Here is a 25778-nt window from a genome sequence, read left to right as displayed (position 1 = left end):
AGGATTCCCTCATGGCAAAAACCGTTCTTGTTATCAATTCTGGTTCTAGTTCGATTAAATACCAGCTCGTCGATTTGGAAAGCGGCGAAGGTATTGCATCTGGTATTGTAGAAAAAATTGGCGAGCCAGTTGACGGACACTACAAGCACGTATTCAATGGCGAAAAGCATGAGTTTGACGAGCCAGTGCATGATCACGAGCAAGGCTTAAAGCGCGTACTCGGCTTCTTCGAGGAATATGGTCCAAATCTTTCCAAGTCTGGAATCGTAGCTGTTGGACACCGCGTTGTTCAGGGTGGCTTAACATTCCCTAAGCCTGCATTAGTAAACAAAAAGACCATTAATAAGGTGAAGGATTTGGCTGTTTTGGCTCCACTTCACAACGGTCCTGAGGCTGTTGGCGCTGAAGTCATGACTGAACTTTTGCCAGATGTTCCACAAATTATGGTGTTCGATTCTTCGTTCTTCCACGATTTGCCACAAGTTGCTGCAACTTACGCATTAAACAAAGATATTGCAAACCAGTACCACATTCGTCGCTATGGCGCTCACGGCACTTCCCACGAATACATTGGCTCTGTAGTTCCAAGCGTTGTTGGAAAGCCTGCAGAAGGCTTAAAGCAGATTGTTTTGCACATTGGCAATGGCGCTTCTGCTTCCGCTCAGATTTCTGGCAAGCCAGTTGAAACTTCTATGGGCTTAACGCCTCTCGAAGGTTTAATGATGGGCGGCCGCACTGGAGATATTGACCCAGCTGTAGTGTTCCACCTTATTCGCAACGCTCACATGAACGTAGACGAGCTTGATACGCTCTTCAACAAGCGTTCTGGCATGATGGGTATGACTGGCCACGGCGATTTGCGAGACATTCACAAGCTAATTGCAGAAGGCGACGAAGACGCTAAGCTTGCTCTCGGCGTGTACGTTCACCGCATTGTTGGCTATATTGGCAACTACACTGCTCAAATGGGCGGCGTGGACGTAATCACATTCACCGCTGGCGTTGGCGAAAACGACGAGATTGTTCGCGCTCTTGTGTGCGAAAAGCTTGCTCCATTCGGCGTTAAGCTCGATGAAGAGAAGAACTTGGTTCGTTCTAAGGAGCCACGCATTATTTCCACTCCAGATAGCTCTGTGATTATTGCTGTAATCCCAACTAACGAAGAGTTGGCAATCGCTCGAAAGTCTGCACAAATTGCAGAAGATGGAGTCGATTCTTACGGCAACAAGTTTGAACGCTAAATCGTAGTGTAAAACAACGTAACGTAAAAACGTAACACATAAATAATCCCGGGTTAAAAAACTCGGGATTATTTGTTATTTAAGCATATTATTTAAGCTCACTATTTAGGCTCACTCTTTAAGCATGTTATTCCACATTGTTGGAAAATCAGGAAGCGTTTTGCGCGTAGTGGCAATATTTTTTACGCTTATATTAGATATACGAAGCCCTAACATTGATGCAAAAGTTGCCATGCGATGATCCGCATAAGTCTCTATCACTTCCCCATGCATATTTTTGCTAGGAATAATACGAATTCCATCATCTAGCTCATCAGCGCCTATTCCAACGCGATTTAGTTCCGTAACTATTGCACTCAAGCGATTCGTTTCGTGTCCTCTTAGATGCGCAATACCGCGTAACTCGCTTACACCGTCTGCAAACGCAAGAATCGCAGCAATACTTGGCGCAACCTCGCCAGCAGCAGCCAAATCAAGCGACTTAATAGCACGAATTTTTCCGCTACCAGTTACGCACAATGTTGAAGAATCTGAGCTAGAATGCTCAAAAACAATTTTTGCGCCCATTTGCTCAAGAATCCCAGGCAACAACCCCCCAGGCTGAGTCGTTTTAAGAGGCCAATTAGGGATTTTAACGCATCCGCCAGCAATCAACGCTGCTCCAATAAAAGGCGCCGCGTTAGAAAGATCTGGCTCTACAACAACTTCATGCGGCAAAGTCAAATCATGCTCTTTAACACGCCATACTCCACTTTCTGGCATATCTACCACTCCGCCAGCTTTGCGCACATCTTCCATTGTCATTTGAATATGCGGCATACTAGGCAATTTGCTTCCAATATGCTCGATTTGTAGCCCTCCTGGAACGCGAGATGCAATCAGCAGAAGCGCAGATATAAATTGAGACGATGATGAAGAGTCGATACGAATAACGCGATTATTGCAAGAATTTTGCGCGTCATTTATACCATATGATTCAAGATTTTTAGGCGGAATAACGCTAAATGGTAAGAATCCGACTTTTCCGTGATATACGATTTTTGCGCCCAACTGTTCCAATCCATCTAGAACAGGCTTCATTGGACGAGCATACGCTTGCTCATCTCCATCAAAACGCACAGGTTTATTTGCAAATAAAGACAAAGCCGTTACAAAACGCATAACCGTTCCAGCTAAGCCGCAATTAACAACCGCACAATCATCTACACTAAAAACGCCATTTTTGGGCGGAATAACGCAAATTGTTGTACCATCGCAGCTTAGCGAATCGCATTTAACTCCAAATACGCTTAGCGCGTTAATCATAAGTTCTGTATCTCTTGATCGCAACAATCCCTTTAGAACAACTGGTTTTTTACCTAGAGCTGCCAAAATCAAATAACGATTAGACAATGATTTGCTTCCAGGAATATTCACTGTTGCATTCAAAGGCATATTGCACGATGGAGCTTGCCAAACATCATCATGATTATAAGAATTCATTATTCCGCTCATATTATGAATACTATCTATAAATATGTACGCATTGTAATTTTCACAATGCTTTACATATGAATAAACGCATTATGCCAATATCCTGTTTGTATTGAAGCATATAAAGCAATAGCAGGAACAGCAATGCAAATTACATAAAATATCCAATCGTATGCTGTTAACTTCGATTTTCGTGCTGGAACACGTTTAATACTACTTCCAAAAGCCCTAGCTTCCATAGCTGTAGCAAGTTTCGTACCTCTGCGAATAGATAACACGAGCAAACCAAAAGATTGCGAAAGCATGCGCTGTAACGCTTTACCATCCGATATACCACGAGACCTGCGAGCTAAACCAAAAGCACGCCAATCATTTTGCAATAGACTAAACATTCTCAATCCAGCTAATGCTCCGTACACAAATCGTGGAGAAAAATGCAAAATCTGCACTAAGCCGTCTGCTAAATCAGTTGGATCTAATCCAATGGCTAATATAACGCCTGGAACTGCTACAGATGCAACACGAACAAACGTACAAATTGCCAAATACAATGATCCTTGGCTTATATGCATCCAGCCAAACTTAAATATATCATCTCCAGAACTTTGGCCATATAAAAGCACAGATATAAAGCTACCAGAAGCAGCAATCCAAACTGGCCAAGTATGGCGTAAAACATACCAAGGAGTTACTCCAGCAATTGCAAATAACAGTATATCTAAACCAAATGCAATAGAAGCAGAAACAATATCTAATGTAACGAACATAGGCAAGCAAAGTAATAACGCTCCAATAAAACGACTTATTGGATTAAGCTTACGAATAAACCAAGAAGGCGAAACTAGTCGTTCACTTTCTAAACGTTTAGAAGACGCTGTTACATCAATATGCGAAACTTTTAATAAACTTTCAAAGTCTTTAACTTTAATACTAGACGATTCTTCTGCACTACTAGTTTTATTCACTTCTACTCATTCCCTTCGCTATAGTTATGAGCGGACTCTACGATTTTTTCGTACTCAACTCTTATTACTCTGGCATCTAAAGACTTTACAAGCTCATCATCGTGAGTAACCATAATCACCGCTGAGCCACTATCGCGGATTTGCGCAATAAGTTTTACCATTGCTGTCCAAGTTTTAAAATCTTGTCCAAAAGTAGGCTCATCCATAATAACAACACGCGGAGCAGCAGCTAAAAGCGTAGCTACAGAAAGTCTACGTTTTTCTCCTCCAGATAATATGTAAGGATTAGCAAGAGCAAAACGCTTCAAATCCATACGTTCAAGCATGCTATCGGCAATATCGTAAGATTCCTTTTCGCTTTTTCCTTGCTTTTTAGGTCCTACAGCAACTTCATCTCTTACAGAAGATGTTATGAATTGATGTTCTGGCTCCTGAAACACCATGCCAACTCGCCCTAATAATTCTTGACTTTTCCAAGTAAAAAGATTATTTTTACGTCGTTTTGGCACATACTTTTCCATCATGCACACACTGCCAGCAATTGGTTTTAACAAGCCTGCAAGCGTTAACGCTAGCGTAGTTTTACCAGCACCATTAGGCCCCATTAAAGCTGTTACTTCACCAAAACGAAAAGCTACATTAACATGTTCCGCTAGTGGCAAAGTTCTTCCAAAAGAGCAATCATTAGTATAGAGCGCTACAGATTCTTCCGTATCTTTGATCTCGTCTTTGATCTCATCATCGCAATGTTTAGGAGCAAAAGATTTAACTGTTCTTCCTGGAACCCAAGCACCACCTTTTGCAAGCATATCGCCATATTTTTCAAAAACATCCTCAGGCTTACCGTCTGCAATAACGCATCCTACATTTGCATCATTATTATTTTCATCTTTTCCAATAACAATAACTCTATCAATCAAATCCAGCCACACATCAATATGATGTTCAACTACAATCATTGTAGAACCTGTTTTTTTAAGAATATTCGCTACAGCATCATGCACTTGCTGAACACCTTCAGGATCAAGATTAGCTGTAGGCTCATCTAAAAGCAGCAATCCAGGATGCATTGCAAGCACTCCTGCTAAAGCAAGACGTTGCCTTTGGCCTCCAGATAAAGATTGTGTTGAGCGTCTAAGACCCTGACTTCCTTGAGTAATATTGTCTAAACCAACAGCTTTTAGCGAAAGCTTTACGCGATTCCAAGTCTCTTCGCTGTTAACTCCAAGATTCTCACTTCCAAAAGCTACATCGTCACCTACTCTTTCAAGAATGATTTGAGAATCTGGATCTTGCATAACAAGTCCAACTTTTCCGCGAGCATCCCTAGCATGAACACCACCGACTAGAAGGCTACCTTCTTCCATGCCTTCTGTTTCATCGCCTAAAACACCTGCTAAACCAGCCATAAATGTGCTTTTTCCAGCGCCAGAAGCACCTAAAAGCAACACATGCTCACCAGGATTAATATCAATATTTACATTCCTCAACACAAAATCTTTGCGAGTAGCGTGTCTCCAACCCCAGTTTTTAGCAACTACGCTAGCTGGAGTCCATTCAGTTTTATTCACAAATTGCATACAAACAAACTTTCATTGCATAGCAAAATTTTCATTGCATAGCAAAATCTAAAATATAAAAATTGCATAACACAATCTCAAAAAATATAAAGTAAAACAAATATAAAATATAAGCATCATACGAGTAAACTACCGTGTTTTGTACTTTTTACACAAAACACGATAGTTTACAAGCTGCAATGAGTATTTAGATATAACTCACACTAATGCTTGAGGACGGCCTGATTCAAAACGATCAAGCACGCCCGTTGCAGCTAATGCCTTTTGAACAAACCACACTACAACGCCTGCAACAATAAAACCAGAAATAATAGAAGTAACTAGATTTGCAACAATATACTGAGTACTCCAGCCTTGACCGCCGCTAACCCAATTATAAATAAAGCAAGCTACGCCTGCTAACGATCCAGATATTGCAGTGGAAAGCAAATTCCATGTTTTATACATAAAGAAAATGAATGCAAGTTCAGCGCCAACACCTTGAATAATGCCGACGATTAACGATCCGCCAACACCCCATTGATTTCCTAACATAAGTTCCACAAAAGCAGCAAGAGTTTCAGCAAACAATGCAGCACCAGGCTTACGCACGATTATTGCAGCTAAAGGTCCAGCAAAAAGCCAAAAACCATTAGATAAACCTTCAGCACCAGGCAACAGGCTTGCAAAAAGATTAGTAGGAGCTGCGCACACAATATCCCAAGCCCAGAATAATACGCCAGATGCAACAGCGATAATAGCAGCTATGACGATATCAAGAATACGCCAGCGATTAGAATGTTCCATTGAAACATTAGTCATAATAAGTGCCTTTCTTCAATATTGAAAGATTTGGGCACGGGAAAAGAGCGACATCCGTTGCTAACATTACTTAGCACACGTTCAATCGGTCGAAGCTTTCGCTTCCTCTCAGCCAGAAACGGCTCCCGAGTCAAATATTTATAATCACAATGTAAGAATCCAACGCAAATAATGCATCAAAAACTCACCTTTTCAAGAATACACATAGAGTACTTTTTTGTATAGTAAGTGTTGAAAATGCAAATACGCAATTTTGTATAAGCACATTTATATAAGTACACAACTACGTACACAGTTTGATTAAAAATTACACAAAAACAAGCAAATACAAGCGAATACAAAAAAGTCGGGGTGACAGGATTCGAACCTGCGACATCCTGCTCCCAAAGCAGGCGCGCTACCAAACTGCGCTACACCCCGAGGCTTCCAAGCTGACTACCAGCTCCAAGCACAATCAACTACAATAGCGCACATCGCAGACAAACGCAAATTTGCAACACGCGCGATAGAATATAAATAGCATTGAAAATAGGCGATAGATTTTAGAGGTTAGCATGGGGCGTTTTCAGCGTGCAGAAGCGGCTGGATTAATAGCTTTTTTAGCTTGTGCAATATTCAGCATAGTCGTAATGTCTGTATACATGAAAACTATGCCAGCGATTTGGCAAGTTACGCAACGATTATTTACGGTAGCATCTGGAATAGTGGCTATTTGCAGCATGTGTACTTTTGTAGTCGGATATTTAAGAACACACAAAGAAATACTTAAAAAGAATTGGCTACAAATTGCAAAACATGCTTTTGAAATAATCGCATTATCTACGATTTATGGCGCAACAATGCTGCTTATGTCTTTCGCTCTGCTTTCTATAATCAATAGCATTATTGGAAGAAGCGCAGTAAACAGTTATCTTCCTGTACTTTGTTGTGCTTTAAGTGGAATTGTTGGATACGCAACTCTGGTTCAAGCGGAACTCTTAGAGGCGAAAACCGTTGCATCACTGCTACCACTATTTGTGATTTCTGGTGCAGCAACAGCTGGATTGACATCCGACGACCCGTATTGGTACAACAATAACTTCTCTCAACTAGGAGATAAAACAACATTTGCTGCAAGCATGTTTAATGCTACGCTGATTTTATCTGGAATATGCATTATTATTACAAGCTACTTTGCTATAACAGAGTTCGTTGCCACTCAGAAAGAAATTTTGCAACATAAAGACGCTAATATTACAAAACACTTTAAAACTAGAACCACCATTATGGCTACATTACTAATTTTGGGGGGAATTGCGTTTATTGGCATAGGAACATTTAGATACACTCCTCACCCAGTTATACATGATTTATGTGCAAGAGGTGTTACTGGTCTTATTTGCACTATGCTTATTTGCCTTCCTTGGCTTGCTCCTAGACTTTCTAAAACATTCTACGTAGCTTCAGATTTAGCAGTAGTCCTTACCGCATGGGTTGGAAACCAATGGGTGCAGGGTCATAACACATTAACTAACGTAGAAGCATTATCTTGTTTACTCTTTTTAGGATGGATAATAGTATTTTCAAGACAGGTCGCTGCAATGCAAAGCGACCGTTTGCAGATTAAAATAAATGAACATTCTAAAAACAATATTCAATATGATATAGATTAATCAATAAAAAAGTTGAGGCTTAGAATCTAGTTTTTAGAATCTAAGCCTCAATTAGTTTTATATATGAAAATTAGTTTTATATATGAATATTTTTATGCTAGATTATTTTCTTCTTGATTTTCACTCATAAGCAGAAGGAAACTTCGCGATTGAGCAACAATATTGAATCCTGATTCATAATGCAATTGCGGTCCTTTTGGATTATGAGTGTCCACAACAAGAGTCCACTTTTCACCATAATTCTTATCTGGCAAAGTAAATGTTATAGGCTCATAATGCGCATTGAAAATAAGAAGGAAGTCATTATCCACCATCCTGCTTCCATACCAATCGGTTTCTGGAATATCTGAACCATTCAAATAAATCATTACCGAAAGAGCATGCGTATTACTCCATGCCTCCATATCCATAACAGAACCAGTATGATCAAACCATTCTACTTGTGGAATCTCTGAAACATCATCCCCTGGTTCTCGACCAGTAAAGAATCTACGCCTGTGAAGAACAGGATGATCTAGTCTTAAATGAATAAGCTTAGAAACAAAATCAAACATATCTTTTTGTGTGGAATCAAAATCCCAATTAATCCAAGAAATAGCATTATCTTGGCAATATGCATTGTTGTTTCCATTTTGAGTACGCATAATCTCGTCACCAGCGCAAATCATAGGAATGCCCTGGCTCATCAACAAAGTTGAGAACAGGTTTCGCATTTGACGTTGACGAAGTTCGTTAACATCGTGAATATTAGTAGGACCTTCTACTCCACAATTCCACGAACGATTATCGTTAGCACCGTCGTTATTGCCTTCTTTATTCGCTTCATTATGCTTTTCGTTATAGCTCACCAAATCGTTCATAGTAAAACCATCGTGAGCGGTAATAAAGTTCACAGAAGCTACAGGCTTACGTCCATTTTGCTCATATAAATCGGAGCTTCCCATAAGTCGGCTTGCAAATTCAGGCAAAGTCGAAGGCTGCGAGCGCCAAAAATCGCGTACGCAATCGCGGTAGCGACCATTCCACTCGGACCAACTTGGAGGGAATCCTCCAACTTGATATCCTCCTACGCCAATATCCCAAGGCTCTGCAATAAGTTTTACGCTAGAAATAATAGGGTCTTGCTCAATAATGTCGAAGAATGCAGAAAGCTTATCTACTTCTTGGAATTGACGAGCAAGCGTTGCCGCCAAGTCAAATCGGAATCCGTCTACGTGCATTTCAGTTACCCAATAGCGCAAGCTGTCTGTGATTAGTCGCAACGCTTTAGGAGAACGCATAAGAAGCGAATTTCCAGTACCAGTAGTATCGAAGTAATGTCTCTGATCGTTATCTACAAGACGATAGTATGCGCGATTGTCGATTCCGCGGAAGCTTAAGGTTGGACCTCTATCGTTTCCTTCAGCGGTATGGTTGTAAACAACGTCTAGAATAACTTCCATTCCTGCAGCATGGTACGCCTTAACCATTGCCTTGAATTCGTTAACTTGCTCGCCGCGCTGCCCAGAACTCGAATACGAATTCTGAGGAGCAAAGAATCCAATGGTGTTATACCCCCAATAATTGCTTAATCCCTTATTTTGCAAGAAAGAATCATTTACAAACTGGTGGATAGGCATAAGCTCAATAGCAGTAATACCAAGCTTTTTTAAATAAGATATCACACTTGGATGAGCTAAACCTGCGTATGTTCCACGAATTTCTGGAGGAACATTACGATTCAAATTCGTCATTCCTCTAACATGAGCCTCGTAAATCACGCTATCGTGGTACGGAATCATTGGATGCTGGTCGTTACCCCAATCAAAATATGGGTTAATAACAGCTGCTTTCATAGTGTGATCTGCAGAATCCAAAGTGTTCATTGCGGCTAAATCATCTGGATTAGCAAACCAATACGAAAATAGGCTTTCGTCACCGTCAATATTGCCCTCTATTGCCTTTGCATAAGGGTCCAAAAGAAGTTTGTTTGGATTACACCACAATCCATGATTTGGATCATACGGTCCATGCACACGATAACCGTATCTCTGCCCTGGCTGTATTCCAGATATGTAAGTATGCCAAACGTAAGAATTCTGCTCGGTCATATCGATGCGAGTCTCATTGTCTTGCTCATCGAACAAGCATAGCTCAACATGCTTTGCCACCTCAGAGAACAATGCGAAGTTCACGCCTGCACCGTCGTAGGTAGCTCCAAGCGGATACATAGAACCTGGTCTAATTTGCATAATTCAAGTATTGCATATATTTATATAGTTTTCATTAATACTGTAGGCGATTCTTTATAAAAGATGAAAAAGATTCAAAAATAATCACAATTAACGCATAATAAAAAAAAATATGAATTATATTTATGTGCCAATTCCCCTTTAAAACCAACGCAACACGCCAAAAGCATCCTTTAACCACATTGATTAAAAAATCTGGTAATTCGTTTTTAGTGTTGATGAAATAGCAACATGACATATAAGCAAAACGAATATTACACGGATGACGTGGGATTAAAAGAAGAAATTTTAAATCGCATAGCAGAAATTGAAGTAGAACTATGCGATTTTTCAATCCCTAATAAAACAATAGGAAATCTTGGAGAAGAATACGCATCCCTAAAACTAATTCTTAAAAATTGGATTCTATTAGACAGAAATTGGCATAGTCGTTTTGGAGAGCTTGATGTTGTGATGATGGATCCGTTTGGAAGAATTGTATTCATAGAAGTAAAAACGAGACGAAGCGTAAGATTTGGAACTCCACTAGAAGCAGTAACAAACGAAAAATGCTTAAAAACACATAAAGCTGGATTTAAGTGGTTAGACGAGCACAACTTTTTTAAACACAGAAAAATACGATTCGACGCTGTATCAATCCTAATTTCAAAAGATAAAAATATTCAACTACATCACATTTTAGGAGCATTCTAATGGTTATTGGAAACGCATTATCTGTAGGATTACTGGGTTTGAAAGCCTTTACAATACAATTGCAGGCATTCATATCTAGCGGATTGCCAGGATTCTCTATTATTGGTCTTCCTGACACCTCTTTAAGCGAAGCGAGAGAACGAGTTAAATCAGCATATACGTCTTTACGCTGCGAATGGCCAGAAACAAGGTTAACAGTGAATCTTTCACCTGCATCTATGCCAAAAAGTGGAGCATCTTACGATCTTGCAATTGCAGCAAGCATACTTAGTGCTAGAGGAATTATTCCACTTAACGAGCTAGAAAATACTATTATTTTAGGAGAACTTAACTTAGATGGGTCAGTTCTACCAATTCAAGGCATGCTACCAATTTGTTTATATGCCAAGCAAAAAAATATTACAAAAATGATTATTCCCTACGAAAATCTTTCAGAAGCCAAACTGATAAATGGAATTGAAGTAATTGGGATTAAACACATTTTAGATTTGGTAGACGAACTAAACGGGAAATTAGAAAACAAAGCTAGACCGATTGCCGAAAAGAACAGAGAACGCGCATTAAAAGCAATTAACCCTTATGATCATCTTCATATTAAAGAAATCGATAATACAAGACGCTATTCCAAATCAGCACTTAACGATAATACGACTTCAAACATGAATAATACGGATAATGTTGATCCAATAAAAAGCGCCAATCCGCTAGGAGAAATCGGTGATATGTCGGAAGTATTAGGGCAAGAACACACAAAGTGGGCATTGCAAGTAGCTGCAGCTGGCGGACACCACGTTATGATGATTGGACCTCCAGGATCTGGTAAAACTATGCTGGCATCTAGAATGCCAAGCATCATGTGCCCACTAAACGAGCAAGAACAGCTTGAAGTGGCATCTATTAGGTCACTTTGCGGAACACTACCATACTATGGAATAACAGATGTTCCGCCTTTTGAGGCACCTCATCATACATCTTCTGCAGCATCTCTTATAGGAGGAGGCGCAGGTCTAGCCAAGCCTGGAATAATAACTCGTGCGCATTGTGGAGTCTTGTTTATGGATGAAGCTCCAGAATTCTCACCAAGAGTTTTACAAACGCTTAGAGAACCATTGGAATCTGGTCATATAGCTGTTTCTAGATCTAAAGGAACAACATTATATCCTGCTAAATTCCAACTTGTTATCGCAGCAAATCCATGCCCATGTGGATACGCATATGGTAATGGCGAACGATGTACATGCAAAGAGAAGGAACGAATACGTTATTTTTCTAGACTTTCTGGACCAATTCTAGACAGGATTGATATTCAAATGGATGTTCCACCTGTAGAAAAAATTATTACTTCAAAAGCGCAATTAGAACATGGATCCAGTCAAATGTCAGAAAAAATTCTAACTAGTGCAATGATGCGAGAAAACGTAAAAAACGCAAGGCTGGTTGCTCAAAATCGTTTTAGAAAACTCGGATGGAGTTGTAACGCTCAAGCGTCTGGAACATGGCTTAGAAAATACACATCTAAATACGCTATTGAGTTGATTAATAAATCACTTGAAAATCACAAGTTGAGTTTACGCGGAGCAGATCGAGCTTTAAGGCTTGCATGGACTTTGGCTGATCTTTATGGGCACACTTCTCCAGATTTAACTGACATGGCTCAGGCAATTAGTTTAAGGACCAGAATATGAACAGTATTAGTAGCATAAATGGCAATAACAATACTTACAGAATAGATAACGATACTTTATCGCGCGCAATACTCACATTTTGTATTGATGGCGCAGACGCAATAATGTACACGCTTGTAATAGGGTCAGTAAACGCTGGCAGTATTGTGGAAGTACTTCACCTTATTTGCGAATCTATAAGTAAATCTATTGGTAAAACAAAAAACAAGCAACTAGAGTTAGATCTGCAAAATAGCTGCTGTCAAGATGATTTTTACATAGACGGATCTTTAGAAAATCAGACTAAATCGAATTTAAATGATTTAGAAAATGATGGAAAAATTCTTAATATTATAAAAAATCACTCGAAGGTTTCTGTTTTAGAAGAATATTTTCTAAAAGGTCTTAAAATATGGGGAAGCAATAATGCTGACAATAAAATTGCTATCAACAATTTTGATATATTACACAAATCCATTAAAAAATGGTGTTTAAGACTAAAACAATTGCCTTCTTGGGATTCAAATCAACTTAAAAGATGGTTTAGTTCTAACGGAACGCAATGGATTATTTCACCAAACAGTAAATATTGGCCAAAACAGCTACAAGATTTAGCAACCCAATGCCAAGTAGCTCCCCCATTGTGTTTGTGGGGAATTGGAGATCCAAACGCACTTATTCAATGTAAGCAACCACTTGCAATTGTTGGCTCTAGAGGTTGCAATGACTACGGATACGAGCTTAGCTTTACATTCGCTAAATCGTGCGCTAAAAAGGGGCACACAGTTATTTCTGGCGGAGCTTATGGTATTGACGCTGCAGCTCATTGGGGGACCTTAGATGCTTTAGACTCTCATGCAGCAAATGTTAATCCTGTTGGCAAAACAATTGTTGTTTTTGCTGGAGGTTTGAACAAAATGGGACCTTCAAGCAATGCTCAACTTTTTGATGCGATTCTTTCTAGCGGCGGAGCATGTATTAGCGAATTATGCCCAGACACTACTCCTGTTGCACGTAGATTCTTACTCAGAAATCGCCTTATTGCGGCTATTGCCAGCAAGGTAATAGTATCTCAAGCACGATTACGATCAGGAGCTTTAAACACAGCAAACTGGGCGAATAGCTTAAATCGCGAGATTTATTCTGTTCCAGGAGATGTAACATCACCGAGTAACGCTGGATGCAATATGCTTATTCACGATGGAAAAGCTATGATGATATGTTCACAAAATGATATAGATAGTATCTACCCTAATTCACACCATTATTTGCCACACTCTTTAAGCAATAACAATATTATTCCAAATACGTGTAATGATTTTCAAAGAATTATATTGAAAGCAATTCAAGAGTGTAAGAGCAAAAAAATATGCGCAAACATTGACAATATACACGCAATCATGCTTCATACAAACTCAAATAATGATTTTTCAATATCTAAGATTTCTGGAGAAATAGCAATTCTTGAATTAAATGGAATAGTCAAAAACCAAAATGGTGTTTTTAGTTTAAATAGGAAAAATCTTAAATAAAAAGCAGAAAATATGAGAAAATAAATGTTATGCAGTCAAACTTGAGTCAGCAAAAAGAAAATACTACTACAGTTAAAGAAAAAACTGTGCAAATACAAGTAGAGCAATCATCATACGATGTTGTGATTATCGGCGCAGGAGCAGCAGGACTTTCTGCAGCACTGGGATTAGTGAAATCTGAAGAATATAAAACGCTAAAATCTCAAGGAAAACAGCCTAAAATATTAGTGATTTGCAAGCTTCAAGCGTTAAGGTCTCATACAGGTTCTGCCGAAGGCGGAATCGCAGCATCATTAGGAAACATAGAAAAAGATTGCTGGCAATGGCACTATTACGACACCGTACACGGTGGAGACTGGTTAAGCGATCAAGATGCAGCAAAAATGCTAGCAAAAGAAGCTAGAGATACAGTTATTGAACTAGAACACTTTGGAGTTGCCTTTTCTAGAACAGAAGATGGTCATATTAATCAAAGATTTTTTGGTGGGCATACTGCCGACTTCGGCCAGCAGCCAATTAGACGAGCTGCGTACGCTGCAGACAGAATTGGACACCAAATTCTATACAGTCTATGGCAAAAATGCATAGAAGAAAATATTAAAATCGAAGAAGATGTTTATGTAACAGATATTGCTATAAACCACAAATCCAATAGCGCAGAGGGCATAATCGCGCTAAACGAAAAAAGTGGAAAAGTAGAAAAAATATGTGCAAGAAATGTTCTTATAGCAACTGGCGGAGCTGGAAGACTATTTTCAACAACATCTAATTCCTGGGATTTAACTGGGGACGGAATGTCTTTAGCACTAAACGCAGGATTGCAACTAGAAGACATAGAGTTCATACAATTCCATCCGACTGGTCTGGCTCATACTGGAATATTGCTTTCTGAAGCAGCTCGAGGAGAAGGCGGAGTTCTTAGGAATTGCAAGAATGAAGCATTTATGAAAAACTACGATGATGCGCATGCGGATTTAGCTCCAAGAGATGTAGTAAGCAGGTCGATTGTATCAGAAATAGATGCTTTAAGAGGTGTTGAAGATACTACTAGCAACATTGATAGAAAAGATTGCGTATGGCTAGATATGACTCATATAGAAAAGCAACATATGCTAGAAGCTCTTCCACAGGTTGTAGAAACTATTGAAAAATACGCTCATCTTGATCCATCAAAAGATCTTATACCTATTAGGCCTACAGCGCATTACACAATGGGTGGAATACCCATATCACTTAACGGGCAGGTTTATAAACTGATTAATAATAAAAAACAGAGAATAATTGGATTATATGCTGCAGGAGAATGCGCATGCTCGGGAGTACATGGAGCTAATCGCCTTGGCGGAAACTCTCTTCTTGATGCATGCTTGTTCGGAAAACTAGCTGGTAAGTCTATTGCAAAAGAATTACAAGAACAAACTCAGGAAAAAAGTCAAGAAAAACACGAGGAGCATACATTAGATACATCAAAAAATGTATACGATAACACTCCTAATACTTTTGAAAATCTAGACAAATTATCAGAAAATCGTGTACAAAAGATAGTCAATCTTATTCAAAATACAAGCACATCTAGCAACACAACAAACCCATATAATCTGCTAGAAAAACTAGAAAATATTATGGAAAATGCTGCAGCAGTTAGATGCAGTGAAAATACCCTTAAAGATGCTTTGCAAAAAATCGATACTATTATTATTCCACAAGCTAAAATTCTTGTTTTACATTCACAAAATCTTGTTTTTAATCAAGAACTAATTGCTATTTTGGAATTACAAAACATGATTACGCTTGCAAAATCAGTTCTGAAAGCATCACTTGCAAGACATGAATCTCGTGGAGCATTCACAAGATTGGACTATCCACAGCATAACAACAATCAAAATCCGCAACATTCTATAGTGGATTCAAGCGGAGAAGTGCAAAATATTCCGGTAATAATTGTCGATTTTGACCCAAACAAGCCTATTAATAATCAAAATAGGGACGAAATTAACAAAATTATGACAAAAATAGATTAATTTTCAACACGCCGAAGCAAAGAGTCAAAAAAAATGTTATAGTTCTATCTGTTGTCTAAAACACCCGTCCGGGTGGCGGAATGGTAGACGCGCTAGCTTGAGGTGCTAGTGCCTATTTGTACAGGCGTGCGGGTTCAAGTCCCGCTCCGGACACGGAATGAAGTCTTGCTGAGAAATCAGCAAGACTTTTCTGTTTTTTCATATTCATATCCGCTAATCGCGCTGATCAATCACTCTAATTAATCACATAATTCCAAGGGTCAAAAGCTCTACCAATCCAAGAAACATCCAACGATTCACCAAAATTCTTGTATATAGAATCATGAACATCTTGCACAGCATACTTAAACCACAACGACTCAATGGCACTATGAGGAGTGTTTATAAGCATGGGCTTAATAATATTAGAATTTTCTAATTTTGCTTCATACACAGCCTGCTCGTACGCGTCCGTTGCAGGATGATGCCTTAAATCACTTGTTACATACACATCTGCTCCGCAAGCGCGAACTTCATCAAATAAAGAATCACCTGAACCTGGAAGAACAGCTATTTTACTAACCATTGCATTAATATCTCCACACACTTGAATGCCTAGATTAGTAGTAGGCAAAGCGTTAAAAACGCGCATAGCAAACTCTTTAAGCGTGATTTTTTGTTCAAGCACTCCAACTCTGCCAAGACCAAGAGAAAGGTCATTATTACTTGCTGGAACAAGAGGATGCAAATCTTTAAGACCAAAAGCATTAGCTGCAGCATCCGCCACTCCCCTAAAAGCCGCGTCCGCATTAGTGTGACCGACCCACAAGCCACAATGATTTTCAATAAGTGTCTGAACTATTTTTCCGCGAACAGAAAAACCAGAAACTTCATGAACTGACCTAAAGAATAAAGGATGATGAGAAACAATCAAATTAGCACCCATTTTGCATGATTCTTCAACAGCTTCTAAAGTTGGATCAGATAAACAAACTATCTTATTCACCTTATCCGTAGGATTTCCAACAATTAGTCCAGGATTATCCCAAGATTCAGCAAGATTTAGAGGATACAAGTCTTCTAAAACATTAACAACATCAACTAAAGTTGTCATATTCTACACCTTTATAATAAACCTACAATAAACCTACAGCGGACTTTACAATAATTCTCACAAATAAAATCAGTGAGCAGCAAGCTGCCAGTCAGCTCCCAATCCAGTAGACACGTTAAGCGGAACGTCTAGCTCAACAGTATGTTCCATAGCGTTTTTAACAATATTTTCTACGATATCTGCTTCGCCATGTGCTATTTCGAGAACAAGTTCATCGTGTATTTGCAAAATCACACGACTTTTTACTTTAGCTTCTCGCAAATCCTTATCTACTTGAATCATTGCAAGCTTCATAATATCTGCAGCACTTCCTTGAATAGGAGCATTTAAAGCTGCTCGCTCTGCAGATTCACGAGATGCTCTATTCGTGGAATTTAGCTTAGGAAAATACCTTCTACGACCAAACATCGTTTGAGTATATCCAAGCTTTCTAGCTTTATCTACTAAAGACTCCAAATAGTCATGCACGCCACCAAAGGTATCGAAATACTTTTCTTTAAGAACTTCTGCAGCAGCAGGACTAATAGAAAGCTGTTTTGCTAAACCATAAGTACTAAGCCCATATGCCAATCCGTAGCTCATTGCTTTAACATGCGATCTCTGATCTGGGCTAACTTGTTCAACTGGAATCTTATAAACCAAGCTTGCTACAAACTTATGAAAATCAACACCAGACTTAAAAGCTTTAATAAGTGTTTCATCTGCAGAAGCATGAGCCATAATTCTAAGCTCTACTTGAGAATAATCACAACTCATAAGCTGATCGTATTGATTTCCTGGAATAAAAGCAGCTCTAATTTCCCTACCGACCACATTCCTATTCGGTATATTTTGCAAATTTGGGTCCGAAGAACTTAAACGCCCAGTAGCTGCAATAGTTTGTTCAAAAGTGGTATGAATCCTGCCATCTTCATATCTTGCAGAATCAATAAGACTCTGTACAATCTGCTTTAACTTGTTTGTCTCACGATGTTTTAGCAAAGCCCCTAAGAATTGACTAGCTTTTTCATCTGGATCAATTTTTGCATATAATTCTTGCAATGCTTCTGCATTAGTAGTATAAGATCCACTTTTCGTTCTTCTTGTAGGCTTTAAACCCATATCCTCAAATAGCAATTGTTGAAGCTGCTTAGGACTTTGCAAATTTATCGGCTTGTTTGCTACATCCAAAGCCATTTTTTGGGCAAATTGAGCTTCTGCCGCAAAATTATCTCTCATAGATACGAGCCTGCTCATATCTACGGCAGCACCTGCATCTTCCATGCCTCTTAAGACCCTAGAAACAGGCATTTCGACATCGACCATTAATCCTGTTTGTTTACGTTCATCTAGTTTTATAGCATATTGCTTTGCCAACAATCTTATTGTTATAGCAGTTTCCAAAATACGCTTTTCTTGCTTTTTACGCTTATCCTCTTCTTGATTTAACTCTTCAGGATTATCACTATCTTCTAAAACAAAATCAAGCTCTCCTTGTGCAGGCTCTTCATTAGATTTTTCATTTTCTACATGAATATTTAGAACATGTTCCGCCATATCTTCAATATTTTCATTGCGAAAATCTGGTTCTATCAAATAAGATGCTAAACGAGTGTCAAGTAATGGATTAAAAGAGTAATTATTATCTACAATTTTCAGCGATTTAAGAAGAGCTATATGTTTTTTGTAGTCATGCAAAACAATTGAAGATTCATACATTTTTATGAAATCTTTTAGCTTGTGGCAGATTTTATTACAATCTTCGCTAGAATCCCCATTAAGAACATCAGAATACACAATTGCAGCATTATTTTGCGATAGCATTACTAGCACATCTGCATAAATACCAAACTGACTGCTATCATTTGGTTTTTGCAATGCATATATAACTAGTTCTTTGTGATCTTTAATAGTTTTTGCACACTCTAAATCATTTCTTATAAGATTTAAAGAAGGTTTTTCTTGAGACTCAAGTAATTCAAACAAATCTACGGTTGCTTTAGATTTATATTCCGTATTCTCTTTAACTAATTCTGACGATCCATTTGACTCACTTTTCTCAATACATGGTGACACGAGATTAATCCAATTATCTAAATCAGATTCTGAATAAATTTTATGAATATTTATTTTATCTACTATAGTTTTGAAATCCTCTAAATCATCTGAATTATCAGACTCTGTAGAACTAACATCACTGCCAGCATGAGTGCTTCCAGCAGAAATCATCATCTTAATGTTCTCTTCTAAAAGCTCTTTGCTTCCACGCGTAAATTCTTTTAAAATCTTCCTTCTACTGCGAGTACCAAATTCGAGTCTTTCAAACAATTCGCCAACTGACGCGGCATCAACATTTCCAAATTCAAGATCATTAATACCAACACCAAGATCTAAATCTTTAACAAGAGTATTTACTTTCTTATTCAGACGAATCTGATCTATGCTTTCTCGCAAAGACTCACCTTTTTTGCCAGTCACCTGATCCGCGTGTTCTATAATGCCTTCTAATCCACCGAATTGATTAATCCACTTTGCTGCATAACCATCGCCTACGCCAGGAACACCTGGAATATTATCAGAAGTTTCTCCTCTAAGCGCTGCTAAATCTGAATATTGCTTAGGCGTAACATTATATTTTTCAATAATCGCATCAGTATCCATTTGTTTTAAATCTTTAAAATGCCTGCCTGGATACAAAACATTTATATATTCATCAATAAGTTGGAACGCATCACGATCTCCAGAAAGAACAAGAGTCTTATATTTAGCTTTAGCGCCCATTGTGGCTAAGGTTGCAATAATATCGTCGCCTTCATAACCCTGTTTTGTAATATATTTAACACCTAATGCATTGAGCAATTCTTGTATAACAGGAAGTTGAGCTAGAAGCTCTTCTGGTGCAGCTTCTCGAGTTCCTTTATATTGCGGCAAAAGTTTATTTCTAAAAGTTCCGCCTTTAACATCAAAAGCAACAGCAAGCTTATCTGGTTTTTCTTTTTCAATAACCTGAGAAAGCATTGTTGAAAAACCCCATATTGCATTGGTTGCAAAACCAGATTTTGTTGAAAAATTATCCGCAGATATTGCGTAAAAAGCACGAAACGCAAGTGAGTGGCCATCTACCACCAACAACGTTCCATTTTCATCCTCATTATTCAAAGAATCCTCGTTTGCAACGATGCTGGCATTCACTTAACTACCCACCTGCGTTCTCGTAAAATAAATTTTTTATGAAATTATTTGCCATAGCTGGCACAACCATTAATTGTAACAACTACAAAATATTGTTTTTAAATAATGCTTTGAAATACTGTTTACGCTTCTGCAGATGGTTTTTCTTCACCATACTTAGCAATAATAGCCAAAGCAAGACGCTTCTTTGGAATACGCTGATCCATAGAAGTTTTTTGAATCCAGCGGAAAGCACCCTGTTCCGAGAATCCAGCCTTGTCCATAAGCAAACCTTTTGCCCTGTCTACAAGCTTACGCTCTTCAAGAGTATCTTCAGCCTTCCTAAGCTTCTCTTCTGCTTTACGAAGCTGATCTTGCGCATCCTGTAGCTTATTTTCAGTACGCTCAACACTATCTAATAAATCGTTAATTTCACTAAACCTACCCATAGCTACTTCTAGAGCAGGTAAAAGTTTTGACTCCTCATACGGCTTTGTAACATAAGCCATAGCACCAGCGCCAGTAGCTCTCTTAACTAAATCAGATTGAGAAAAAGCAGTGAGCATAACAACTGGAGCAATATTCTCGTCACAAATAGTGGCAGCCGCTTGAATACCATCTACTACTGGCATCTTAACGTCCATGCAAACAACATCTGGATGGAATTGACGAGTAAGATTAACCGCTTCTTCTCCATTAGCTGCTTGTCCTACAACCTTGTAGCCATTATCTTCCAACATTGCTACAAGATCCATACGGTTCACTGCCTCGTCTTCTGCAACTACAACAGTTTTTTCAGCATTTTCTTTTTTGCTTTCACTGTTATCATCGTCTTTTTTAGGAGTAGACAACTCAGCCGCATCTCGCAACTCATCATCGGTAAGCACAACTGGCGACTTCCCCATCTCTTCATCGCTGGTTACAGCAGACATTTTACAACCTCATTTCCTTACCCTAAAACACAAGGCAACAGCGCTATGTATTCCACCAACACACATTTTGCACACTCTAATACACGCCAGCTTTGCGGTCATTGCGTGAACCAGCATCATGCATATTCATTGCACAAACACTAAAAGCACACCGTGCGCGTTGCCATATGATTTTACTAGTACGCATGTATAAAATACATTATAAACCGCTTTTTAATGCGGTAAAGCTAGCATGCAAATATTGACAATACAAAAGTCAAAGAACCAAGCATTGCTAAAGATACGCATATTGGAAAAGCATTAGCATAATTCCCACATATAACCGCATATGCTAGCGAATACGCTTTTTTAATAAACATGTAGGTAAGCAATAATAACAAAATGCAGCAAACAATAAACACACCCTGATTAAACAAGAAGCAATTTATTCTGAAAGCATTTTTATTCAATCTGGCTACATTCCAAATTATTGTCATAAACTTAGCAAAAAATATATTAAGAAAAACATAAACACACTGCAGAAGTGTAAACATAATTACAACAGAAACGAATATAATTCGCCCTATATTCTCCCCAACAATTGACATTGCTGTAAATTTTGCGTGTTTTGTATCACTTTCTATATCCCTTAAATTGTTAATCATCATAAGACAAGCAGAGAACCCGCCTGGAATGATGGACAATAACACACAAAACACAATTTGTGGAACGCTTGCCGTTGTTATTGATTCTTTAGGAAAACCACTTCCAAAACTAAGAGCACACAATGTTCCTAGAAAAGCAACAGGTCCAAAGAACAAAAACGCACTAAATTCTCCCCAACCACGGTAACCGTAAGGATGCGATCCTCCCGCATAAAACCACGCTCCCATAAGACAAACTAGTCCAAGAAGAATAAATATCCAAATTCCACTTCTAACAGTAATGATTAACCCAAAAACACATGATACTAAGGCAGATATGCAAACAGCATACAAAACTGATTTTGGTTTAATACCAGCGTCTGCAAGTCTCCAAGACACATCACACAATGTTTTATCGCCTAAATCTCTATTAGATCTTTGATCATCTAATCCACGCAAACCATCACAATAATCATTCGCATAGTTCACTGAAATCTGCATAAAAGCAGCAACACCTATACACAATAGTGATTGAATAACAAAATTTTCAATATTATAAGGTTTTACAAGTATTTGACCACTGAATAAATATCTTGCAAAAATCGAAATCGCCATAATAACTGGCACTATTCCGATTGGAAGAGTATAAAGTCTTGCACCTTTAAGCCAAACCTTTAAATTATTCATCAAAAATCGCCTAGATTCTAGAATTTTTTAACTTATTCTAGATTAGTTTAGACTATTTTAAATAATTTGTGGAGCTAATATAGACACAACTATAGGCAAAGCAATCATAATCGCAGATATTACAATAAGAACAAGCCCACGCCATCCAAAAGTGTACTTTTTATAAGATGACTTACGAGTGCGCAAATAGAATCCACGTTCTTCCGCAGCCAAAGCACAACTATCGGCTTTACGAACAGACAAAACCAAAAGAGGCACAATCAAAGGCATCATAAGCTTAATCTTTTTAAAAGGATTCTTAGTATCGAACTCCACTCCTCTTGCCATTTGAGCTTCTGTAATCTGAGACATTTCGTACGCAAAAATAGGAACAAAACGCACAGCTGTAGTAATCGTAAAAACATAGCAGTAAGGAACATGTAGATATTGAACAACAGCATTAGCTAAATCGTTCAATTTTGTAATGCTAAGAACGCTAACAAGAGGCAAAGCAAAACAGAATAGTCTCAAAGATGCTCTTGCAGCAACAGAAATTCCTCTTGATGTAAACCACAAGAACATATAATTTCCACCCTGAGCAATAATCGTTTGCAAAAAGAACATTACAACGCCGAGAATAAGCATTGCGCGCACAAGAGGAAACAGAGTTTTAAGAATCCCAGCCATAGCCATAGCAACAAGAATCAATACTGCAATAGTTACAAGAACGCTAAATTGTTGAGCTATAAAAGCAGACACAACAACGCTTATAGCTAATATAAGTTTTGCAATAGGATTTGCCTTGTGCAAGAAAGTTGAACCAGCATTATAAGTAAGAATCTTAGTTTGCATAAAAATCACCCATTTGTTTTACAAATTGCAACTCTTTTTAAGAGCATTAACCAACATATCTCTCTTATACAATCCTTTACACTTAGCAAAACCATTTTTAACTAAGCCCTGAGATACAGCGCACAAAAGAGGAGCACATAAAGCAGCTTCATCGCAAATACTCTTATTCTCAAACACATGGCTTATGCTTCCGTCTTCAAGAATATGTCCATCGTTTACTACAATTAAACGCGTTGCAAAATCAAGAACAACTTCCATATCGTGGCAAACCATTATTACGCAACAACCATGGTCTCTAAGGTCTTCTACAACTTGCATAATTCTCAAGCATTCCATGTAATCCAGTCCGCAAGTAGGCTCATCTAACACAAGAATCTTAGGTTTAGTTACAACAGTTGCAGCCAAAGCAACCATCTGACGCTGACCTCTAGAAAGCATAAAAGGGCTAGCATTAGGATCTAAATTAAGCTTTTCAATCACTTGCATAGCATGATCATTAGCTTCTTTAACAGACTCACCTAAAAGAATGCAACTAAACGCTACTTCTTCTAAAATAGTATCTTTACAAAGCTGACGATCTGGATTCTGGAAAAGAGTCGAAACATAGTGGGCAATTTGGCTTATTTTCATGTTGCTAGTATTTTTGCCATCAATAAAAATACTTCCACTATTTGGCTTAAGCAAACCGTTTATTATCTTAGTAACAGTTGTTTTTCCAGCACCATTTCTTCCAACAAGAGTTACAAGCTCCCCAGGATAAGCGTCAAAAGACACGTTTTCTAAAGCACTAACACCACTCGGATATGAAAAACTAACATTTTGCAAAGAAAGACATGGTGAAGAATTTTGTGCTAAGTTTTGCGATGCATTGGAAAAGTCGAAAGCAGCCGCACATTTATCTTCATCGCATTCACTATGTGAATCATCATGTGAAACTAAAGAATTTCCACTATTAATCGTATTAAGAATAGTATTTACTGTATCTTCTACAGACACAGGCAAATCGCTTTTAGAGCAAACACTCTCACGCTGTAAATCATTAACCAAATGTGTAGTGCGCGGATAATTTATTCCAATAGAATAAAGCAAATCCATATTTTTTAGCGCTTGTCCAACAGGCAAATCCAGTGATAAAGTGCCATTAGAAAGCACAACCAAACGCTTGCAATACTCGCTTAAAAGCGCCACTTTCTGCTCAATTACAACAACCGTTATTCCAAAATTCTTATTCAAATCTTTAAGAATCGAAAAAATCATTTTAGAAGAAACAGGGTCTAAAGCGCACGTAGGCTCATCTAACACCATAACTTTAGGTTTTAGCGCAAGAATAGCAGCAATCGCAACTTTCTGCTTTTGACCTCCAGAAAGAGTGTCTAAATCGCGGTTGCGCAAATCACTAATGCCAACAATTTGTAAAGCTTCATCGATTCGATTCGGTATTTCATTGTGTGCAACACCAAAGTTTTCTAGACCAAAAAGAATCTCATCTTCTACGTTTGCAGCCACCATTTGCGCATCAATATCTTGGATAACTGATCCAATTAAGCAGGCTATATTAGTTAAAGCAAGATTTTTAGTTTCTTGACCTGCAATCTTAACGATTCCAGAAAGTTCTCCAGAATAATGATGAGGAATAGCACCAGAGAAAATAGAGGCAAGAGTTGTTTTACCAGATCCAGATGGTCCAATAATTCCAACAAATTCGCCAGCTTCAATACTAAGGCTTATATTGTTCAAGGCAAAAGTGGAATCTTGTGCCTTTGCAGAGTCTAAAGAATCATCCTTATTATGATTCAAATATTTAAAAGATACTTCCCTAAGCTCAAGCAAAGACACAACAATTCCTAACTCTTAAAAACCCAACAATACTATGAACATTACTTATTGATTACTCTCTGACGATTATATGACTTACTGAATATCATCTAAAATAAATTCAAATACTTACTTGTGTAGAACGAGTCGAATTGGAGTGTAAAGAACTTCAACAACAACAGCATTAAACACAGCAGTTCCCAAAATGATTGGAAGCATAACAAGAATCGTCTTAGGAGAATGAAGAACAAAGAAAGATGCAGTAGATGCAAATATTAAACCAGAAACAACTGTGGTTATAAAAGTTGCTATAAGTGGGAAAATACTGAACTTTCTAGCAGCATCCTTAGGGAAAACGCGGACATAAGCCATAATCATCAAAGTCATAACAATTGCTGCTGGAATATCGCAAACATAATTAAGACCAGGAATAGATGCGTTAAATTGCATTAAAGTTGCAGCCAAAGCACCAATAATCGCACCCTGAATAACATTTGGACGAACCAACAAAATCGCAAGGCAGAATGATGCGATTAAGAAGTTTGGTTTAATATTTCCAATTGAAAGCGCTTTTGCAACTGTAAAGTCAAGAATGCATCCTGCTGCAAAAAGAACAGCCACCAACACTAAAGACGTAATATCTAAAGCGTGCTTTTTAATACTTACAGCATTAAGCATATTACCTTCATGTTCGTTAATTTCCTGATTCATAATCTTCTCCTTTAAGTTGCGATAATCAAGTTTTAATTATCGACTTTTGCTATTTATATATGTTTTGATATTTATTTATATTG

General features: G+C 38.2%; 17 protein-coding genes, 2 tRNA genes and 2 pseudogenes. 8 read left to right on the top strand and 13 right to left on the bottom strand.

The window, feature by feature from the left end:
• The first annotated feature begins 11 nt into the window (after positions 1-11).
• Complete coding sequence (locus HXT25_RS05220) at positions 12-1241, top strand: acetate/propionate family kinase (protein ID WP_009994803.1); 1230 nt, start codon at positions 12-14, stop codon at positions 1239-1241.
• Positions 1242-1352: 111 nt separating this feature from the next.
• On the opposite strand, the gene aroA is transcribed toward HXT25_RS05220, so the two are convergent.
• The 5 genes from aroA to HXT25_RS05195 form a co-directional block, all read right to left on the bottom strand.
• Positions 1353-2723 (bottom strand): 3-phosphoshikimate 1-carboxyvinyltransferase, encoded by a 1371-nt coding sequence (aroA, locus tag HXT25_RS05215; protein ID WP_422118747.1) that lies wholly within the window; start codon positions 2721-2723, stop codon positions 1353-1355.
• Positions 2724-2785: 62 nt separating this feature from the next.
• On the bottom strand, positions 2786-3679 hold the full coding sequence (locus tag HXT25_RS05210) for an energy-coupling factor transporter transmembrane component T family protein (protein ID WP_004112518.1): 894 nt from the start codon (positions 3677-3679) through the stop codon (positions 2786-2788).
• Positions 3680-3681: 2 nt separating this feature from the next.
• Positions 3682-5259, bottom strand: coding sequence for an ABC transporter ATP-binding protein (locus tag HXT25_RS05205; RefSeq protein ID WP_004115542.1), 1578 nt, complete (start codon positions 5257-5259; stop codon positions 3682-3684).
• Between the two features lie 198 nt (positions 5260-5457).
• Positions 5458-6060: an ECF transporter S component gene (locus HXT25_RS05200; RefSeq protein ID WP_014554685.1), complete on the bottom strand. Its 603-nt coding sequence runs from the start codon at positions 6058-6060 to the stop codon at positions 5458-5460.
• 346 nt (positions 6061-6406) lie between these two features.
• A tRNA-Pro gene (locus tag HXT25_RS05195) sits at positions 6407-6480 on the bottom strand.
• Between the two features lie 134 nt (positions 6481-6614).
• On the opposite strand from HXT25_RS05195, the gene HXT25_RS05190 reads away from it, so the two are divergent.
• Complete coding sequence (locus HXT25_RS05190; protein ID WP_004115545.1) at positions 6615-7712, top strand: hypothetical protein; 1098 nt, start codon at positions 6615-6617, stop codon at positions 7710-7712.
• A gap of 92 nt (positions 7713-7804) precedes the next feature.
• Here HXT25_RS05190 and glgX read toward each other — a convergent pair whose 3' ends face one another.
• Positions 7805-9943, bottom strand: coding sequence for a glycogen debranching protein GlgX (gene glgX / locus HXT25_RS05185; protein WP_004112514.1), 2139 nt, complete (start codon positions 9941-9943; stop codon positions 7805-7807).
• Positions 9944-10174: 231 nt separating this feature from the next.
• Between glgX and HXT25_RS05180 the strand changes: the two genes are divergently transcribed.
• The 6 genes and pseudogenes from HXT25_RS05180 (at position 10175) to HXT25_RS05155 (ending at position 16006) form a co-directional block, all read left to right on the top strand.
• Positions 10175-10636, top strand: a complete 462-nt coding sequence (locus tag HXT25_RS05180; protein ID WP_004121877.1) for a YraN family protein — start codon at positions 10175-10177, stop codon at positions 10634-10636.
• Positions 10636-11152, top strand: a pseudogene (locus HXT25_RS05175) (magnesium chelatase domain-containing protein); the annotation flags it as partial. The gene HXT25_RS05180 and the pseudogene HXT25_RS05175, both read left to right, overlap by 1 nt.
• 188 nt (positions 11153-11340) lie before the next feature.
• Positions 11341-12321 (top strand): annotated as a pseudogene (locus HXT25_RS05170) (YifB family Mg chelatase-like AAA ATPase); the annotation flags it as partial.
• On the top strand, positions 12318-13832 hold the full coding sequence (gene dprA, locus HXT25_RS05165; protein WP_020761792.1) for a DNA-processing protein DprA: 1515 nt from the start codon (positions 12318-12320) through the stop codon (positions 13830-13832). The pseudogene HXT25_RS05170 and the gene dprA, both read left to right, overlap by 4 nt.
• Positions 13833-13861: 29 nt before the next feature.
• Positions 13862-15853 (top strand): FAD-binding protein, encoded by a 1992-nt coding sequence (locus tag HXT25_RS05160; RefSeq protein ID WP_020761791.1) that lies wholly within the window; start codon positions 13862-13864, stop codon positions 15851-15853.
• A 66-nt stretch (positions 15854-15919) separates the two neighbouring features.
• A tRNA-Leu gene (locus HXT25_RS05155) sits at positions 15920-16006 on the top strand.
• A gap of 82 nt (positions 16007-16088) precedes the next feature.
• On the opposite strand, the gene HXT25_RS05150 is transcribed toward HXT25_RS05155, so the two are convergent.
• From HXT25_RS05150 to HXT25_RS05120, 7 genes are all read right to left on the bottom strand, one after another.
• Complete coding sequence (locus tag HXT25_RS05150; protein WP_101887864.1) at positions 16089-16946, bottom strand: Nif3-like dinuclear metal center hexameric protein; 858 nt, start codon at positions 16944-16946, stop codon at positions 16089-16091.
• A 69-nt stretch (positions 16947-17015) separates the two neighbouring features.
• Positions 17016-20117, bottom strand: coding sequence for a DNA polymerase I (polA, locus tag HXT25_RS05145; RefSeq protein WP_009994794.1), 3102 nt, complete (start codon positions 20115-20117; stop codon positions 17016-17018).
• 122 nt (positions 20118-20239) lie between these two features.
• Positions 20240-21028 carry an ANTAR domain-containing response regulator gene (locus HXT25_RS05140; RefSeq protein ID WP_004112506.1) on the bottom strand — a complete coding sequence of 263 codons (789 nt, stop codon included), beginning with the start codon at positions 21026-21028 and terminating at the stop codon, positions 20240-20242.
• Positions 21029-21255: 227 nt separating this feature from the next.
• A complete protein-coding gene (gene menA, locus HXT25_RS05135; RefSeq protein ID WP_004575089.1) occupies positions 21256-22338 on the bottom strand; it encodes a 1,4-dihydroxy-2-naphthoate octaprenyltransferase in 1083 nt (360 codons plus the stop codon).
• 57 nt (positions 22339-22395) lie between these two features.
• Positions 22396-23169 carry an energy-coupling factor transporter transmembrane component T family protein gene (locus tag HXT25_RS05130; protein ID WP_004112504.1) on the bottom strand — a complete coding sequence of 258 codons (774 nt, stop codon included), beginning with the start codon at positions 23167-23169 and terminating at the stop codon, positions 22396-22398.
• An 18-nt stretch (positions 23170-23187) separates the two neighbouring features.
• A complete protein-coding gene (locus tag HXT25_RS05125) occupies positions 23188-25005 on the bottom strand; it encodes an ABC transporter ATP-binding protein (RefSeq protein ID WP_116772941.1) in 1818 nt (605 codons plus the stop codon).
• Between the two features lie 108 nt (positions 25006-25113).
• Positions 25114-25695: a tryptophan transporter gene (locus HXT25_RS05120; RefSeq protein ID WP_004115564.1), complete on the bottom strand. Its 582-nt coding sequence runs from the start codon at positions 25693-25695 to the stop codon at positions 25114-25116.
• Positions 25696-25778 lie beyond the last annotated feature (83 nt).

It is taken from the genome of Gardnerella sp. DNF00476 (genome assembly GCF_049262735.1).
In the GTDB taxonomy this organism is placed as follows: Bacteria; Actinomycetota; Actinomycetes; order Actinomycetales; family Bifidobacteriaceae; genus Bifidobacterium; species Bifidobacterium vaginale.
The sequence above is the reverse complement of the archived record's forward strand: the minus strand, read 5'-3'. Positions and strand labels throughout refer to the sequence as shown.